A 15,966-nucleotide genomic window follows, 5' to 3' on the forward strand; every position below is an offset into this window, starting at 1 on the left:
CTGTGAGACACAGCGATTGGTTTTTGGAGCTGATGTGGAACAGTACCTACTTGGTGCTCAAAAGCTGAGCGAGTTCGTGAAGCCTTTCTTATTTTATATATAGAAGGATTTTTTTCAAGAACTTCACACTTTATTTTTTCTTGAACAAATAAGCAGAAAACGTTCGATGAAATAAGCAGATAAAAAGTGGTTAGCCTCATTTTTTACTAACTAAATTCACAGAGACCTCGGAAATATCTATTTCTGAGGTCTTTTTTTGGTCTTTTTGACGAATAATTCAAATGGCAAATAATTTTTGCGACATTCAAACTTTATTATTCTTTATTTGAAATTAAAAATTTGGATGGAATAACAAAGAAGGATATAAAAATATGGAAAATGACGCAAAAATATTCATTTTGAATAACATGAAATTATAAAAAAACGCAATAAGCGCAATAAAATAATATAAGCTATCATATTGTTACGTGGAAGGGAGAGTGGGTGAAAAATGAGTGAAAGGAGGAAAAAATGAAATGAAAAAGAAGCACTTACTCATGTTAGTTGTTCTGCTGTTTTCTTTAATTGCAGAGATGATACCATCACTAGTTACTGCTTATGCCGAGACGACAAAAACCGTATTGATAGATGAAAAATTTTTGAACGTCTCCTACGATTACGAAGCGCAAAAAGATTCGAATCGTTGGCGAATCACGTTTAGCAGGCAAAGCGAAGAGAGTAATAAAGAGCAGCGACTCAAACTGAAGGTAACGAATGAGAAAGGAAATGTGATAACCTATCCGACAATAAAAGAGATGACTGAAAAAGATGAATGGCTGATTGAGAAAAACTATTCATCGTCAATGGAAGGACAACTTGTTTTTGATTTGCCGAAAACGACCAAAAAGCTCTATTTGGATGTGCAGATGGATCAGCAATCTCCTGCAGAAAATGCTGAAGAGCAGGAACTGATCACAGAAGAGAACATTCTGAAAATAGAAAAGCCGTTTGTGCTTAAAGCAACGGAAGCGGCCGAAAAAACAGAAGACTCTGAAAAAACGTCATCATCCGAAAAAGCAGAAACACCAGGACCTTATGATGAAGACCCTGAGCAGACGAAAAGACTGCAAGCAGAAAACAAAACGTCTTCGGATTTTATTGGTCCGCAGCAGGAAAGCGTGTCAGCGGCCGTTCAGCAGTCGCTTAAAGACAGTGTTGGGATCGCTAATTTATTTCAACCGTATGCGCTGAACTACATTAATAAGGCACCAGCCTACACGACAAATTCAACCGGGACCTTTCCGACTTGCTATTGGGAACCAACGGGACAGAATAATGTCCACAACCATCAAGGCGGATTTGAAAAAGAAAGCGGTTGGGATGGCCTGACCAGCTGGAATGTTGCGCAGGATAACCACACGAACTCGTATATCAATTACGGGGGAGAAAAGAAGAACCCGAATATTGGTATGCGAAAATATGCGAGTGAAACGGATGTTAAAGATGAATTCAATATTCGTTTAAATGTTCGTGGGAACTCGATCAGCAAACCCGGAGTAGATGTTTATTTCGTGCTGGATAACTCCAATTCGATGCAGAGTAAAGATTCGATGATCGAAGGACAGCTGCGTAAGACGCTGGCGGTTCAATCGCTGCAAAAACTGATCACTCGCTTTACAGAGATTCAGGATTCTGACTACATTCGAATCGGCGGCGGGATCTATTCCGATTATCAGGTCTCAAACTATCATCCTACTTTTGCGTTGAGTGATAATCCGAGCAATTGGCAAGACATGCTCAATCGCTATCAATCAATCACGCCGAATGGGAATACCTATACGCAAAGGGCGCTGTTAGACGGTCAAACGACTCTGAACAATGCGGGAGACTCGAGTCGCCGCAAGCTTATTTTCCTTTTGACGGACGGCGGACCTAATAGAAGTATGGTTCCTGTTCGTGGAGACTATGATTCGAATATTTATTACGATGGAATCCGCATCAAGGATTACGACTGGACTACCTACAATAGAGGAAGTCAATTTGGATCGGGGGATGGCGTCACCAAATTAGCTCAGTACGATCGCTTTGGAAATCTTGTTCCTGCTCCGTATCAGATGATGGGCGACAAAAAAGAAATTTCTAGTCATTTGACGATGGTTAATTCATCAGCAGCAGACATGAAAGACAGCGGGATCGAAATCCACAGTGTTGCCATTGGAATCAAACCTGAACCAAACCGGGAATTGCATACACAAAGTGAATTGGTTCGCGGGATGTATAAGATCGCGTCTAAAAAGCTTGGTGCGACCGGTGATGATCAAGATGATTATTTCTTCTACCACGCAACTAAAGGGGGAGACTTTGATCTTTCCTTGAATGATTGGTTTACGACCGTTGTTCAGACCGTGGATAAAGGGAAAATCGAAGATCCAATCGGCGATATGTTCGAGTTAGTTGGAACACCGAAGCTGACAGAAGTCACAAAAAGCGGTGTACCAGCGATTGAAACAAGTAAAATGCCTAATCTGGATTACTCAGATAGGCGAAAAATCAAGGTCAATAATATTAATCTGTATGCGAACCAAGAGATCCAGCTGGATTATACCGTTCGATTAAAAACCGACGATCCGAATTATGAGGACGGCAAGTGGTACCAAACCAATGGGCGGACTACCTTGCAGCCGACGCCGGAACGAACAACGGATAAGCTAGATTTTGGTGTGCCGTCTGTTCGCGGAAAGGCGAAGAAAGTCGAGATTCCGGTTGAAAAGAAATGGTCAGATTCGCATCTGAATACGGAGGACTACTGGGGACTCCGTGCACATAGCATCAAAGTTGTTTTACAAAGAAAAAGTGGGAGTTCATGGGTAGATGTTGAGTCAACGACGCTAAATGCGTCGAATGGCTGGAAGGATACATTCACAGCGGATGGCGGCAATACTGTTTACAGGGTCGTGGAGCCTTCGCGAACCACGGGTTATACGAAGCCGATTTCTAACGTGGATGAATTTACAGCTAAAACATTACCGAGCAAAGGGGTTCAAATCACAAATAAATTGCTGAAGGGTACAGCAACTATTTGTAAATACAAAGAAGACGGCAAAACGCCGTTTAGTGGGGATAAACCGAAATTCTCCGTGAAGCGTAAATCGGATGGCAAGGTACTGGCGACAGACCTTGAACCTGATGCGAGCGGTCAAGTAACGATTTCTGATATTCCGCTAGGTGATTTCATCGTTGAAGAATCGTATGTGCCGCAAGGCTATACCAAGATGGATGACATCGATCTGAAAGCGGTGGAAAATAGCGCAGGAACCGGCTTGAATATCACGTTGAATGGACAAAAATCGCCATACAAGGTGGTCAATAAATTAGCCAAAGACTTAGAGATTCCGGTTGAGAAAATCTGGTCGGACAGCTATCAAGGAACAGATAATTATTGGGGACTTCGAACAAGTTATGTCAGAGTGACCTTGCAAAAGAGAAGCGGGACTTCTTGGGAAAATGTCGAGACATTAACGTTGACACCGATCGATCAATGGAAAGGGGTATTCCAAGGGGTTGAAGGTGGAAGCAGTGTGTATCGCGTCGTAGAGGAAGCACGAACGACTGGCTATGCGAAACCAACCTATAATTACAGCACTAGTTTTACCGCCGCGAATGTACCGCCGGGCGGAGTCAAGCTTACCAACAAACTGTTGACGGGCAAGGCTGTGATCTGCAAGTACATGGATGACGGTAAGACACCATTTAGTAAAGACAAGCCGAAATTTACGGTGAAACGTCAATCAGACGGCAAGGTCTTAGCAGCGGATTTAGAACCGGATGCAAATGGTCAGGTAACGATCACGGATATTCCAATGGGTGATTTCATTGTTGAGGAAAGTTATGTGCCGACTGGGTATGAAAAGATGGCAGATATCGAACTCAAGGCAGTGGAAAACTCCGCAGGCGATGCGTTGGTCATTACATTGAATGGAAAAGCTTCACCGTATAAGGTCACCAATAAAATGGCTGATTTTACGCTGAAGATCAAAAAAGTCGACCAGAGCGGCAATGAACTGCGCGGAGCGAGCTTCCGATTGGTGGGCACAAGCTACGATCAAACAAGAGCTGGCGGACCGAACTTTGAATTTACCGGCTTGCGTCCAGGCGAATACAGTTTATCAGAAACGGTCGTTCCAAATGGGTATCAAGGAATGGACGGTACCGTGCGAATCAGTATCTCGTCAACTGGAAATGTCACGATTCAATCAAATTCAAGTGTCAGCGGATCAGGCGGATTGGGGAATCCGAACCTTATTCAATTGACGGTCACAAATAAGAAGCGCGGCGCAGGACCTCTGCCTAGTACAGGCGGATCAGGGACGGCGATGTTCTTCAAAGTAGCAATCGGAGTTATTTCAACAGCAGGAGGACTGCTAGGCAGCCTCTACTGGCTTCACACTAAGAGGAGGGGATCGTAATGAAAAAAGTGATTCTTCTCTTGGGACTAATTCTGGGGATTTGTAACTTGGGGGTTACTGCTTTTGCAGAGGAAAGTCAGGTAGAAGTACAGATCGATACACGGTCAGGAGGAAAAACTTACGAAGGAACCGAATCGCTCACGCTGGATGTCTATAATCTGACTGAGTGGCGGGGAAAACGATCCGGCAACGAGAAGGATGATAAAGCGTTCATCTTGAACACATACTCGACAAAAGAGAAATTAGCAAATTTTGTGGCGGATGAAAATTTGCCAAAGATCAATCAAGCACCAATTTTATTGGATGACACAGGCAAGACTTCATTCACATTGCCTCGTTATCAAAATGAAAAGGATGCGGCTTATCTGATTCTCGCTTCAGGAGAAAAGGGAAAATATTTTATGTTGCCGATCGTGGTCTATTTACCACAGCTGATGAAGGATTCAACCGAATACACCAGTTTGCTCTTTAATTGCAAATACGGTGAAATTCCGGTGACACCGCCGACATCAGAGCCACCACCATCGACGACAGAACCAACTACTACACCAACTAAATCGACAGAACCGCCGATAACAGATAGCTCAGAACCAAGGAAAGACTTGCCAAAAACGATTGGAACACCAAGCAATGGAGGGGAGGGACCGAAAAGTTATCCGGGAAAAGAACTTCCTTCTACTAATGAGTTGATACGTAATTATTGTTTTCTAGGGTTGTTGCTTATGTCTGTTGGTTTAATTGGATTGAAAAAACAAGGGGGAAAAAAATTATGAAAAACAAGAGAAAATGGGTCGCATTAGTGACCACGTTACTCTGCATGATTCCATTATTAGCAGGGGTGCTAGGTGGAGGAGAAAAAGCATTTGCAGCAGATTCAGTGAATGTAACGCTGCACAAGAAAAAAATGGACGAGTTTCCAACGAATGGTACAGATAACAACGGGTTGGAAAATCCAGCTTTTGATCGCTATGATCCATTAGAAGGTATTACCTTCACAGCGTGGGACATTACAGAAGATTTCTATAATGCATTGAATGCAGAATTGACTGGAAATGAAACAGACGCAGAATATAATGCAAAAGCAAAACAAGTCATGGAAGATTTTGTTTTGGGAAATGCACAAAACGCTGTTAGAGTTGGTACAGATCAAACAACTGACGTAAACGGTGAAGCAACATTTGCTAACTTACCTGCGAAAAACGCAGACGGTTCATACAAAGTATACTTCTTTGAAGAACATGCATCAGCAGGCGTTGATACCGGAGATTACAATTTGATCTTGATGTTGCCGCTTAAAGATGGCAATACTGAGCTTACCAATATTCATTTATATCCTAAGAACAAAGTTGAAGGCGAAGATCCTGAAAAGGAATTGGTTGACGAAAATGGCGATCCATTACCACCACGTCCAGCTGGCGCTTACGACTTTGAAGTTGGTCAACAAATTCACTACCGTGCAAGCTTTGTGATCCCTAGCCAAATCGGCGATATCTTGAGCAACGGCACACCTCGTTATGGAAAATTAGAATTCAACGATGCGGTGGATCAAACAGGTGTGAAATTCGAAGGTATTGATCGGATTATGATGAACGGTCAACAAATTGACTTGGCAACTTTCTTGAGCAATGCAACGTATAGCTATACAAATGATGGTACAGACTTCTCAGGTTACGCCGGCTTTGACATTGCGATGAACTTGACCGGTGCCGCTGGTCCTGCGACAGCAAACTACTTAAGTACGTATGCTGGTCAAAGAATGGAAATTTTCTACACGGTATCATTTACCGATGAAACGCCAGTTGACCTAGACATCAACAACGAATTCACCGTAACAATGAACCATGACGGTGGACAAGATGATTCAAAAGTAAACCCTCCAGTTGATCCAATCAAAACTGGTGGTAAGAAATTCTTCAAATACGCTGCTGGAACTACTAAAGAAGCATTGGGCGGAGCAGAGTTCGTAGTCATCAGAAGAGTTGGCGGAACGGATTACTACTTAACTGCCGGCGCGACTTCAATGACTTGGACAGCAGTTGGAGCAAATGAAGACTACGCGACTGCAACGAAATATGTTTCTGGTACAGATGGTAAATTCGAAGTAACAGGCCTTGAATACGGTACCTACTACTTACGAGAAACCAAAGCACCAAGCGGTTTTGCTAAATTGACAGATGATGTGACTTTCGTAGTAGATGAAGGCACATACACTGGCGCAGCAGATCAAGAAATCGAAAATATTACTAAGGGCGGAACATTACCATCAACTGGTGGAATGGGAATCATTGCCTTTATCGTAATCGGTCTTGGCTTGATGGCAGCAGCGATCGTTCGCTACCGCCGCGTGCAATTTGAAGTTTAATTGAAAATTTAAACAAGAAAAGATCAAAAGGCGGCTGCCTTTTGATCTTTTTTGTTTGCAAGACAGTATAGATTCTCCACGTTTTAAAAGCTTTAGTATCAAACTCACGTATGAACTTTTTTGAGAGTCAGAAACGTTTGAATGGTTTGAAAAACGATTAATTAAAGCCAAGAAAATTCAAGAGACCTTTCTGATTAACTCCATGTATTTTGGGTTGCTATTATATTTAATTCATTTTGTCGCCTCTGCTCATAGAAATAAGAGGCCGCTCATTTTCTTCATAAACTATATGATCAGGGTACCGAATTAATTTAGTAATTTCTATTGACAAATTAATCAGGTGCCCTTATTATATAAAAAGTAAGGTAACCTGATTAAAGGAGTGAAGGACAAATGACAGAATATGCCATTAAAACAAATAACCTTGTTAAACAATTTCCAAAAAAGAGAGCGGTGGATGGGATTAGTCTGCAGGTGAAGCGTGGTGAGATCTATGGAATCTTAGGTCCGAATGGGGCGGGAAAAACAACCTTCCTGCGAATGTTAGCCACTCTGACGAAAATCACGGACGGGCAGGCGGAGATTTTCGGCTATGATGTTGCTAAAGAAGCAAGTGATGTGCGGCGCTTGATTGGTTTGACCGGTCAATATGCGACAGTCGATGAGGAGCTGACGGCTCTAGAAAACTTAGTGATTTTCGGCCGCTTAAACGGATTGAAGAAAAAGGATGCGCAGGAGCGGGCGCTTGAGCTGTTGACGCAATTTTCTTTGATGGATGCTAAAGATCGCGCCATCAAGGAATTCTCTGGCGGCATGCGCCGCCGGTTGGATTTGGCGGTCAGCTTGATTACAAAGCCCCCGTTGATTTTTCTGGATGAACCAACCACCGGGTTAGACCCCATCACGCGAGGAAAGATGTGGGATGTGATCCGACAATTGGTCAAGGAGGGTTCGACGATTTTGTTAACGACGCAATATCTAGATGAGGCGGATCAATTAGCGGATCGGATCGCCATTATCAATCATGGCAAGCTAGTCAATGAAGGGACGTCAAACGAGTTGAAGGCTCAGCTAGGCGAGACCTACTTCGAGATTCAATTGGAGGATACCCAAGAAATTGATCGTACGGCCGATTTTTTACAGACTAAAGTTTCTGATCCCATCATGCGTTTGCCTGATCGTGGTTCCTTGGCGATAAAAATCAACGACACAAAAGCAATGACACAGCTTTTGGTAGACCTTGGCACGCAAGGAATCGATGTGAAGGAATTCTCTGTGCGCAAACCAACCTTGGATGAAGTCTTTTTAGAACTAACAAATCGGTAAACAGAGCTGCGTATACTTAAAAACTTAAAAAGGAGTTTATACAATGGAAATTACTCAAAGCTATATCAAGAAAACAACAATAAAAAGCGTCATAAATGACACCTTCGTTATGGTGAAACGGGATTTATTGAAAACCAAACACAACCCTGACAAATTAATGGACGTGACATTTATGCCGATCTTTTTCATGATCATATTTAGTTATCTGTTTGGTGGAGCGATCGCAGGCGGGGTTAGTAACTATTTGCCGATTATTGTGCCCGGAATTTTGATCCAAACCTTGGTTTCGTCGACATCTGCTGCTGGGACACAGCTTAGAGAAGACATTGAAACAGGCGTGTTTGATCGATTTAAGTCCTTGCCGATTGCCCAGATCGCACCGTTAGCCGGCCTATTGATCTCGGATATGGTGCGTTACGCGATCGCGACCTTCTTCTCTTTAGGTACGGGCTTTATTCTTGGCTGGCGGCCAGGTGCAGGTTACGGTTGGCTGTTTGTCGCTTGTCTGTTAACGATTTTTGTCTGCTGGTGTGTGAGCTGGATCTTTGCAATGATCGGTATTTTAGTGAAATCATCAGCGACTATCTCAGGGGTGTCCATGACACTGACTATGCTGCTGTCCTTTTTGTCTAACGCCTTTGTTCCAATTGATACCTTGCCTAGCTGGCTAAAGACCTTCGCTGAACTCAATCCGGTGACACATCTGGTAAACAGCTTTAAAGCACTTGCGGATCATGGTGTATTCGGTGCAGATACGTGGCTGACGATCGCGACTGGGGTATTGATCGTATTGATTTTTGCACCACTTACTGTGACGCTGTACAGTAAAAATGTTTAGCTGAAGCGATCAAGAGCGATGGTTCGAAGCTGACCAAAAAGCTTTTAATTGAATCAGCCAAAAATGAAAGCCGAATGACCTTGCAACTATCATTATCAATAGTTGCAAGATCATTCGGCTATTTAGAGTTTTTATTCTGGCAGTCCGCTTTGCGATGAGTTTTTAGGAAAATGCAGAAAGAGGAACACACATAAAGAAATGTCGCGGATAAAGTTCGGTTCAGCTAGCTTGTTCCTTTATTTACGGGTATCCATGACCGGTCTCATTTTTTTAGTTTTCTTTTTTAACCGAGGCCAATCCATATTTTTGGGTCACAAAGAGAAATAGAAAACTAATTAGTGTACCGACGATCCCAAAATAAGCATCCACAATATCAGGGGTGTTCAAAATAGTCATGAGGGTTTCGCAAAATAGATTTCCTACAATAAAAACAAGACCTAACACCGTAATATATTTGAATTTAACACCGCTTAGCATCCAGCTGCAGCCTATACCTAAATAAGCCATAAGACTCAAAGAAAAATTTGAGATATGGGAGTTGATTTCTGAATTGATGATTACAAAATCTGAAAACTGGCTGGCCCATCTTCCGATAGTGAGGAACAGACCTAGTAAAAGTAAAAACATATAAACAATGTTAAATGGTTTAGAAACCTGAAATTTGTAGTTCGTCGCAAACAATCCGATCACCTCAAAAAAATATCATAAAATCAGTATACAGAAGTTAGTTGCTGCGAACAAAGGGAAATTTTCTGCTCAATTGACTCGAAAGCTCAAAATCTCTCCACACTTAAATAAGCCTCAGGCCCAACTCGAAAAAATTTGCTTACTGTCTAAGCAGTTGCCGGACCTTATTAAAGAGACCTTCAGAGGTTTTTGGAGATGTTTTCTGTGGTTCGTTTACTTTCTCGGATAGCGGCGTATCGGTTTTTGTTATTGGCGGCTGATTTTTCTCGCTGGCGCTTTTTTCGTGTGGCGCGGCCCTTCCAGTTGTTGGATTTTGAGCGGCGGGCGGATCATTTACGAGTTTTTTTGTGTCCGAGGCTATTGGAACGGGGCTGGTTTTAGCGACAATCTGCGTTGTAAGCTTAGGCGAGTTCGTTTTGCCAGTATTCGCTGATGTTGCGTTGTTCGCAGCTTTTGCAGTTGAAGCGACTGACTGCGCCGTTGTCTTCTTCGTGTTTTTTTCTTTCACAGGGGTATTTTGGGCAGACTCCGCCTGTGTTTCTGGTTGAGGTTCTTCGAAATGGGTATGGTGGGTGGATTCAAAGATATCGAAGGTTACCAATTGGGCAAAACGGCGGACATCGTCTTTTTTTAGAATCGTCAATGAAGAGAGTATTTTTAGCAATGCGCGGATTTCTTCCGTTTTTCTGGAGTTGTCGATATCCTTTAGGGTCCAGGTATGCTTTTTGCCATCGGCGGCACGAAAAACAGATATGAGGTTGAAGCTGGACTTCTCATTGGTTTTTGTTGAATTTTTGGGTGTCAGGCAGCGGATATTTGTCTTTGCGTTGCCTTTAAAATGATGGTATTCGGATTTGTTCTTAAATAGGCGATTGATCAGCGCTCGCCACTCATCATTTGAGAAGTAAGACTGAAAATAGGGCATAAATTGGCGCAAGGCAGCCGATGGTTCAGCCTCCATGAAGATGCTGCGGATCAAGTCCTTGAAAATATCAGAAAACGCCCCGCCAATGGATAAGGCGTTGCGAACAAGGATCGCAACGGCGTACTCCACCACTGAATCACTGTCTTTTGTTTCATTATAGTAACGAATGACTCTAGCCTCCAAGCTCTTTCTCTTCATCGTGAAGAGCTGTCTTTGACCTAACTGTTTAACTGTCATTATTTTTCTCCCCTTTTGTCATATGTATTTGTCCTTAAGTTTATTAGTTAAGAATGATTTGTTTTTTATAAATACATCTTACCGCGAAATGAGACAAAAAAGTTGATCTGTTTTTTTTTAAGAAATTAAGAAATAGAGTTTTTTTCGGTGAAAACGAAATTTTTGGCTTTATATCAAGATTTGTCGTCTTAATATTTGAGATTTTGAGCAAAAAATTCAAGTAAAAAAATCTTGAAAAAGCGACTTTTCCAGCGATCGGTTATTTAAATCGGTGTATTTGAACGTTGTTTGTCCTAATTTATCAAATTTTTCTAAAGACTTTTTGCTATAAGCTGATTTTTTGAGCTTTGATTTTATCCATGTTACGGTAATTTATGTACTAACGAAAACGTTTGAAGGTCCGAAAGATTATTGATCTTCAACCAAAAACCATCACTTGGGAGGAAATTAGACATATGGGAAAACAGCAAGAATTACCAGCAGTCGAAACACGTCTCTATATTAATGGTAAATGGGTGGAAGGCTCAGAAGGAACAAAACCGGTGACGAATCCTGCGACAGGAGAAACACTGGCAGAGGTTCATGTGGGTGGAGAAAAAGAAGTCCATTCAGCGATTGAAGCAGCGAAGCGGGCATTTCCTGAATGGTCGCAAAAATCAGCGGCTGAACGGGCAAAATTAATGAATAAAATGGCTGACTTAGTAGAAGAAGACGTCGAGCGTTTAGCTGCCATCATGACGATGGAACAAGGCAAACCATTGACACAAGCAAAAGGCGAGATTCAAACAAACGTGGAAAACCTGCGCTGGAATGCGGCGGAAGGTCAACGCTTATTTGGGGAGATCGTTCCCTCACCAGCAACGAATCAATGGCAAGTACGCAAGCAAGCAGTAGGTGTCGTTGGGGAGATTACACCGTGGAATTTTCCATCGAATATGATCATTCGGAAGATTTCGCCAGCGATCGCAGCCGGCTGTACCGTGATTTTGAAGCCATCGAAGGAGACACCGCTGTCTGCATTGGCTTTGATGGAATTGTTTGATAAAGCCGGATTTCCTGACGGTGTGGTGAATATCGTCTTAGGCGATTCATCAACGATTGGCTCGATCCTGTCAGAATCAGAGGATGTGCAAAAAATCACCTTCACGGGTTCCACCGAAGTGGGGCAAAAGCTGAATGAGCAAGCAGCACCAACTTTGAAGAATGTTTCGATGGAATTAGGCGGGCATGCACCTTACATTATTTTCCCGGATGCCGATATCGAACGTGCGGTAGAAACCTTGATCCAAACGAAATTTATCAATAATGGACAGGTCTGCACGTCGCCAAACCGCATCTTCATCCATAAAGACATCAAAGAAAAAGTGACCGATCGAATCGTGGAAGCTATCAAGGATGTCACAGTCGGTAACGGCTTAGATGATCCAACGACTGGACCGCTGATCAATCAGGCCGGTGTCGATAAAGTAGTCGATCAATTGAAGGATGCCACGGATAAAGGCGCGAAGATCTTGGCTGGCGGTCATAAGCTCGACTCTGGCGAATATGCCAACGGGAATTTCTTTGAACCGACTGTCTTGGATGGTGTAACGAAGGACATGGATATCTTCTATCAAGAAACCTTTGGACCAGTGATTCCATTGATTACCTTTGAAGATGAAGAAAAAGTCATTGAGGACGCAAATGATACAGAATTTGGGTTAGCCTCTTATTTCTTCTCTACCAATATCCATACCGTTGAAAATGTCAGCAGCAAATTACAATATGGCATGGTCGGCGTGAATGATACGGACATTTCAAACTCTGCGACACCGTTTGGCGGAGTGAAGCACTCTGGTTTTGGCCGCGAAAACGGAACGTATGGCGTAGAGGAATATGTCGATGTCAAATTCGTCAATATCCGTACTGCAAAATAGTTCTATAATGTAATAAAGAGCAATCCTTTTTCGCAGGATTGCTCTTTTTGTGTTTGTAATAGTTATCCAATAGTCAAAAATTCAAATTTATCGACCGATTTTAAAAAACGAAAGTCCCTGTTTTTATTCAATATTATTCAAAAATATCATTAATTCAAACGGAATAAAAAAAATTTAACTATTAGTTTCTAAAAAAATTTATTTTAAATTTAAAAAGTGAATTAAATAACGTGTGTATGTTTAAAGATGTCATATATGGCTTTGGGTGGGTGTCATTCAATAACGGATTCCTTTTTTTAAGGGGGAAAAGCAGAGAAGGCGGATATCAGTTACCATTATTATACAGTAAGACAACGGATAAAACGAAGTAATAATTACGTATGTTTTATTACTTGGCTTTTTCTTTTGTCAAACTAAAACAAAAGAAGGAGGGGGAAGCGTACCATTTTTGAATGCTTCAAAGGGTTTGTAATACATGATTCAGTATGAAGCGAAAGGGGTTTTGCTTCATACCCATATGACAACTAGTTTTCTAGAGTCAGATGTTGGTGTGGGTAGCAGAGGAGTTAGTGAAGAGGGTGAGGATATGAACTTTAGAGAGATTTTAGGAGTGAGTAATTTACGGCATCTGCGTTTAGTGGAATTGCTGTATGCCTGTCGCATAGGCTTGTCCAGCGACCAATTGTTGGAGGAATTAGAATGCTCGCTCTCGGTTTTATTAAAGGATGTCAAACTGATCAACAGTCAGCAGGACGCCTTTCGAATCATGAAGTACAAAGGGCTGTATCAGCTGCAGATCAAGTCGCATGTCAGTATCAATCGGCTATACGCAGATACGATCCAACAGTCGCCGGAATTTCAGATTATTGAGGAATTGCTTTACGAAGAATGCGAAAATATTATCGATTTGTCGAAGAAGCTTTTCTTGAGTCCGTCAAAAACACAGCGGAATCTGAAAAAAATCGAAAGTGTGCTGTTGCAAACAGGCATAAATCTGCAGTATCGGCCATTACGCCTAGAGGGAAATGAAAGTGTCATCCGGCATATGTACTACCGCTATTTCATTGAAAAGTCGGATCGCTTGGATTCGCTGTATCGTGATCTGAAGGAATTCCAGATCAAGGCGATCACGGAATTGGTGAATCAATTTATTCAGGTGAATAAGCTGGAGGACAATTATATTTCCCGCAAACGACTGGGCTATAACATGTACATTAGTTTGTGGCGAATCAAAAATGGGCACTACTATCCAAAATCGGAGTTGGAAAGTGATTTGATGCTGCCGGAAAAACAAAGCTTGGATGCTTTTAAACGAATGGCGCTGGAAGTCTTTCGCGTGAAGCTGTCCTCAGATAAGATCAAGGATTGTCTCTGGTTGTCTTATTCAGATGTGGTGGTTGCCAGTAAGAGTCAATTGCACAGCGCGCTAAGAAAAGAAGACGAGTATGCGGACTGCTATTATCGTCACTTAGAGCTGGTGGAGGAGTTCGATAGTCTCTTGAACTTCTCGTTAGGCAATGACAAAAAACAGGAGCTGGCAATCGTCTTACTGAATGAGCATCGGATCTATGAACCAGATGGTCAGCTGATCGATATTTTATTTTTACAGCGAAAAATCTTCCTTGAAAAATTATCAGAGACTCACGATCAAGCAGTGAAAAAGGTGAAAAAGATCGTTGACTATTTCGTCAGACGGTATCAAATCTATCAAGCTGAGGATTTCGTCTGGAATTATGTCTATCTCTTGATCACGATGGTACCGCAAAGCTTGACGCTGTTAGCAAGCTGCGATCGGCCGCTGAAGCTGTTGTTGCTATCTGAATTATCACCGACAGAAGAATTTTTCCTAGGCAGCCAAATTGAAAATCAAATCTATGGGAACTTTGAAGTTCATTATGTAGAGAAAAAATTAACCAGCGTGAACATCAATCGTTCAGAATTGGAAAAATATGATGCACTGATTACGTCAAGCAGTGTGGAAGAAGTACCGGAGGAGTATCCGACAGTGGTGATTGATCCATTCTTAACGAATCAGGATGTATTTCAGCTGCAGCAGCTTGTTAGTAAACTAGCCGGCTGAAAGGGTACGTTTCCACCCAATAGAAAGCGCGATGCATCCCTTATAAAAGAAGACAGCGAAGAAATTGAATGATTTCTTCGCTGTCTTTTGCTTATTAAATGAGTTTTTGATTGTCTTCATAGATTTTGGTTTCTTGAAGATCGTGTTGAGAAGGAGCCGTGAGTTGATCCAAGATTTTATAGGCTTGGGTAAAATTCTTCGCTTCGACCTTAGCAAAGAACTGTCGGCCTAGCTTTTCAAATTCTGCCGCTAATCGTTCTTCGTCTGTAGGAAGTTCGTATTTTGAGCTCATGCTATCCTCTCCTTCAAAAAGCTTTTCACTATACTTTCATTTTAACACGCCCGCTGTTTCTCGTTAAACTTAAATTGCAAATAAAAATATCGTTAAAGGAGTCTTCCCTTAACGATATTTTTTAGCGCTTTATTCTAGTTGGTTGTGCCGTAGTCCGAAACGGTTTCTTGAAGCGCTTAGGTAATACGAGTGAGATCAGTTCAAATGGTGTGGCTAAGACCGTCCAGGCGACTTGACGCGCGCTTGGATGGAAGTAGTACACCTGCATCAATACAAAGTGCAATAGTAGTAAGCCCGGTAGTAATTGAAGTCCGATCTGCCATGCGGCATCCCAGTGAGTAAAGTAGCGCAGCAGGCTCAATCCCAGCGGGTACAAGTAAAACAATGAAGTCACGATATTCACGCGCCAGCTTTTCGTCAATAAACGAATATTAAATAAAAAGAAAAGAGCTGAAAGGACGATTCCGATTGGCGGAAATAGACTGACTAAAAAGGAATAGATCAAACCGAAAAGTAAGATTCCCGGTCCCTTGATTAATGCTGCAACCAGCATCAAAATCCCGATCAATAATAATTGCTGCTTGATCGTCGCGATACATAAAATGGCAAATAGCGCTAATGTCGCCCAATGCCAAAAACTGCTCAAGGGTTCCCTATCTGGATATCTTTGTTTTAAGTAGCGTGCGGCATTTGGAAAATCCTGTTGAAAATTAGGCATAAACGCACCTCTTTCTAAATAGTTGCATAGGTCTTATGACGTATGCCGATCCTTAATAGCTAGTATAGTGGGAAATTTTGACAGGAGCATCCGACTTTCGACGGATTTTCAAAAGGATTTAGACCTAGATTTGCCTTGAC

Annotated in this window: 11 protein-coding genes; 7 read left to right on the plus strand and 4 right to left on the minus strand. The window is 42.1% G+C overall.

Annotated features, from left to right (window positions below):
* Positions 1–515 precede the first annotated feature (515 nt).
* From FFR60_RS21805 to FFR60_RS21825, 5 genes are all read left to right on the plus strand, one after another.
* The gene (locus FFR60_RS21805; RefSeq protein ID WP_137665798.1) at positions 516–4,445 is read left to right on the plus strand and encodes a VWA domain-containing protein; all 3,930 of its coding nucleotides are present in this window, start codon (positions 516–518) and stop codon (positions 4,443–4,445) included.
* On the plus strand, positions 4,445–5,218 hold the full coding sequence (locus tag FFR60_RS21810; protein ID WP_137665799.1) for a pilin N-terminal domain-containing protein: 774 nt from the start codon (positions 4,445–4,447) through the stop codon (positions 5,216–5,218). The genes FFR60_RS21805 and FFR60_RS21810 overlap by 1 nt, the downstream gene beginning before the upstream one ends.
* Positions 5,215–6,807, plus strand: a complete 1,593-nt coding sequence (locus FFR60_RS21815; RefSeq protein ID WP_137665800.1) for a SpaH/EbpB family LPXTG-anchored major pilin — start codon at positions 5,215–5,217, stop codon at positions 6,805–6,807. The genes FFR60_RS21810 and FFR60_RS21815 overlap by 4 nt, the downstream gene beginning before the upstream one ends.
* A gap of 393 nt (positions 6,808–7,200) precedes the next feature.
* Positions 7,201–8,133 carry an ATP-binding cassette domain-containing protein gene (locus FFR60_RS21820; RefSeq protein ID WP_137665801.1) on the plus strand — a complete coding sequence of 311 codons (933 nt, stop codon included), beginning with the start codon at positions 7,201–7,203 and terminating at the stop codon, positions 8,131–8,133.
* A 43-nt stretch (positions 8,134–8,176) separates the two neighbouring features.
* Positions 8,177–8,971, plus strand: a complete 795-nt coding sequence (locus FFR60_RS21825) for an ABC transporter permease (protein ID WP_088933513.1) — start codon at positions 8,177–8,179, stop codon at positions 8,969–8,971.
* A 270-nt stretch (positions 8,972–9,241) separates the two neighbouring features.
* Here the strand turns inward: FFR60_RS21825 and FFR60_RS21830 are convergent, their stop codons facing one another.
* Both FFR60_RS21830 and FFR60_RS21835 read right to left on the minus strand, forming a co-directional pair.
* A complete protein-coding gene (locus FFR60_RS21830) occupies positions 9,242–9,652 on the minus strand; it encodes a hypothetical protein (protein WP_249355066.1) in 411 nt (136 codons plus the stop codon).
* Positions 9,653–9,797: 145 nt separating this feature from the next.
* Positions 9,798–10,820: a hypothetical protein gene (locus FFR60_RS21835; protein WP_137665802.1), complete on the minus strand. Its 1,023-nt coding sequence runs from the start codon at positions 10,818–10,820 to the stop codon at positions 9,798–9,800.
* A 455-nt stretch (positions 10,821–11,275) separates the two neighbouring features.
* On the opposite strand from FFR60_RS21835, the gene FFR60_RS21840 reads away from it, so the two are divergent.
* Both FFR60_RS21840 and FFR60_RS21845 read left to right on the plus strand, forming a co-directional pair.
* Positions 11,276–12,736, plus strand: a complete 1,461-nt coding sequence (locus FFR60_RS21840) for an NAD-dependent succinate-semialdehyde dehydrogenase (RefSeq protein WP_137665803.1) — start codon at positions 11,276–11,278, stop codon at positions 12,734–12,736.
* 475 nt (positions 12,737–13,211) lie between these two features.
* The gene (locus FFR60_RS21845) at positions 13,212–14,816 is read left to right on the plus strand and encodes an AcpB/EbpR/MafR family transcriptional regulator (RefSeq protein ID WP_249355067.1); all 1,605 of its coding nucleotides are present in this window, start codon (positions 13,212–13,214) and stop codon (positions 14,814–14,816) included.
* A 94-nt stretch (positions 14,817–14,910) separates the two neighbouring features.
* Here FFR60_RS21845 and FFR60_RS21850 read toward each other — a convergent pair whose 3' ends face one another.
* Together FFR60_RS21850 and FFR60_RS21855 are read right to left on the minus strand one after the other, a co-directional pair.
* Entirely contained in the window at positions 14,911–15,108 is a 198-nt protein-coding gene (locus tag FFR60_RS21850; protein WP_137665804.1) for a hypothetical protein, read from the minus strand.
* Between the two features lie 121 nt (positions 15,109–15,229).
* Entirely contained in the window at positions 15,230–15,826 is a 597-nt protein-coding gene (locus tag FFR60_RS21855; RefSeq protein WP_137665805.1) for a hypothetical protein, read from the minus strand.
* Positions 15,827–15,966 lie beyond the last annotated feature (140 nt).

The organism is Enterococcus hulanensis (assembly GCF_005405485.1).
Lineage (GTDB): Bacteria > Bacillota > Bacilli > Lactobacillales > Enterococcaceae > Enterococcus_A > Enterococcus_A hulanensis.

Bases quoted from the DNA above. Each gene is read 5' to 3' on its own strand.
- FFR60_RS21855 (WP_137665805.1), bottom strand. From the start codon at position 15,826: ATGCCTAATTTTCAACAGGATTTTCCAAATGCCGCACGCTACTTAAAA.
- FFR60_RS21825 (WP_088933513.1), top strand. From the start codon at position 8,177: ATGGAAATTACTCAAAGCTATATCAAGAAAACAACAATAAAAAGCGTC.
- FFR60_RS21820 (WP_137665801.1), top strand. From the start codon at position 7,201: ATGACAGAATATGCCATTAAAACAAATAACCTTGTTAAACAATTTCCA.
- FFR60_RS21810 (WP_137665799.1), top strand. From the start codon at position 4,445: ATGAAAAAAGTGATTCTTCTCTTGGGACTAATTCTGGGGATTTGTAAC.
- FFR60_RS21845 (WP_249355067.1), top strand. From the start codon at position 13,212: ATGATTCAGTATGAAGCGAAAGGGGTTTTGCTTCATACCCATATGACA.
- FFR60_RS21815 (WP_137665800.1), top strand. From the start codon at position 5,215: ATGAAAAACAAGAGAAAATGGGTCGCATTAGTGACCACGTTACTCTGC.
- FFR60_RS21840 (WP_137665803.1), top strand. From the start codon at position 11,276: ATGGGAAAACAGCAAGAATTACCAGCAGTCGAAACACGTCTCTATATT.
- FFR60_RS21805 (WP_137665798.1), top strand. From the start codon at position 516: ATGAAAAAGAAGCACTTACTCATGTTAGTTGTTCTGCTGTTTTCTTTA.
- FFR60_RS21850 (WP_137665804.1), bottom strand. From the start codon at position 15,108: ATGAGCTCAAAATACGAACTTCCTACAGACGAAGAACGATTAGCGGCA.
- FFR60_RS21835 (WP_137665802.1), bottom strand. From the start codon at position 10,820: ATGACAGTTAAACAGTTAGGTCAAAGACAGCTCTTCACGATGAAGAGA.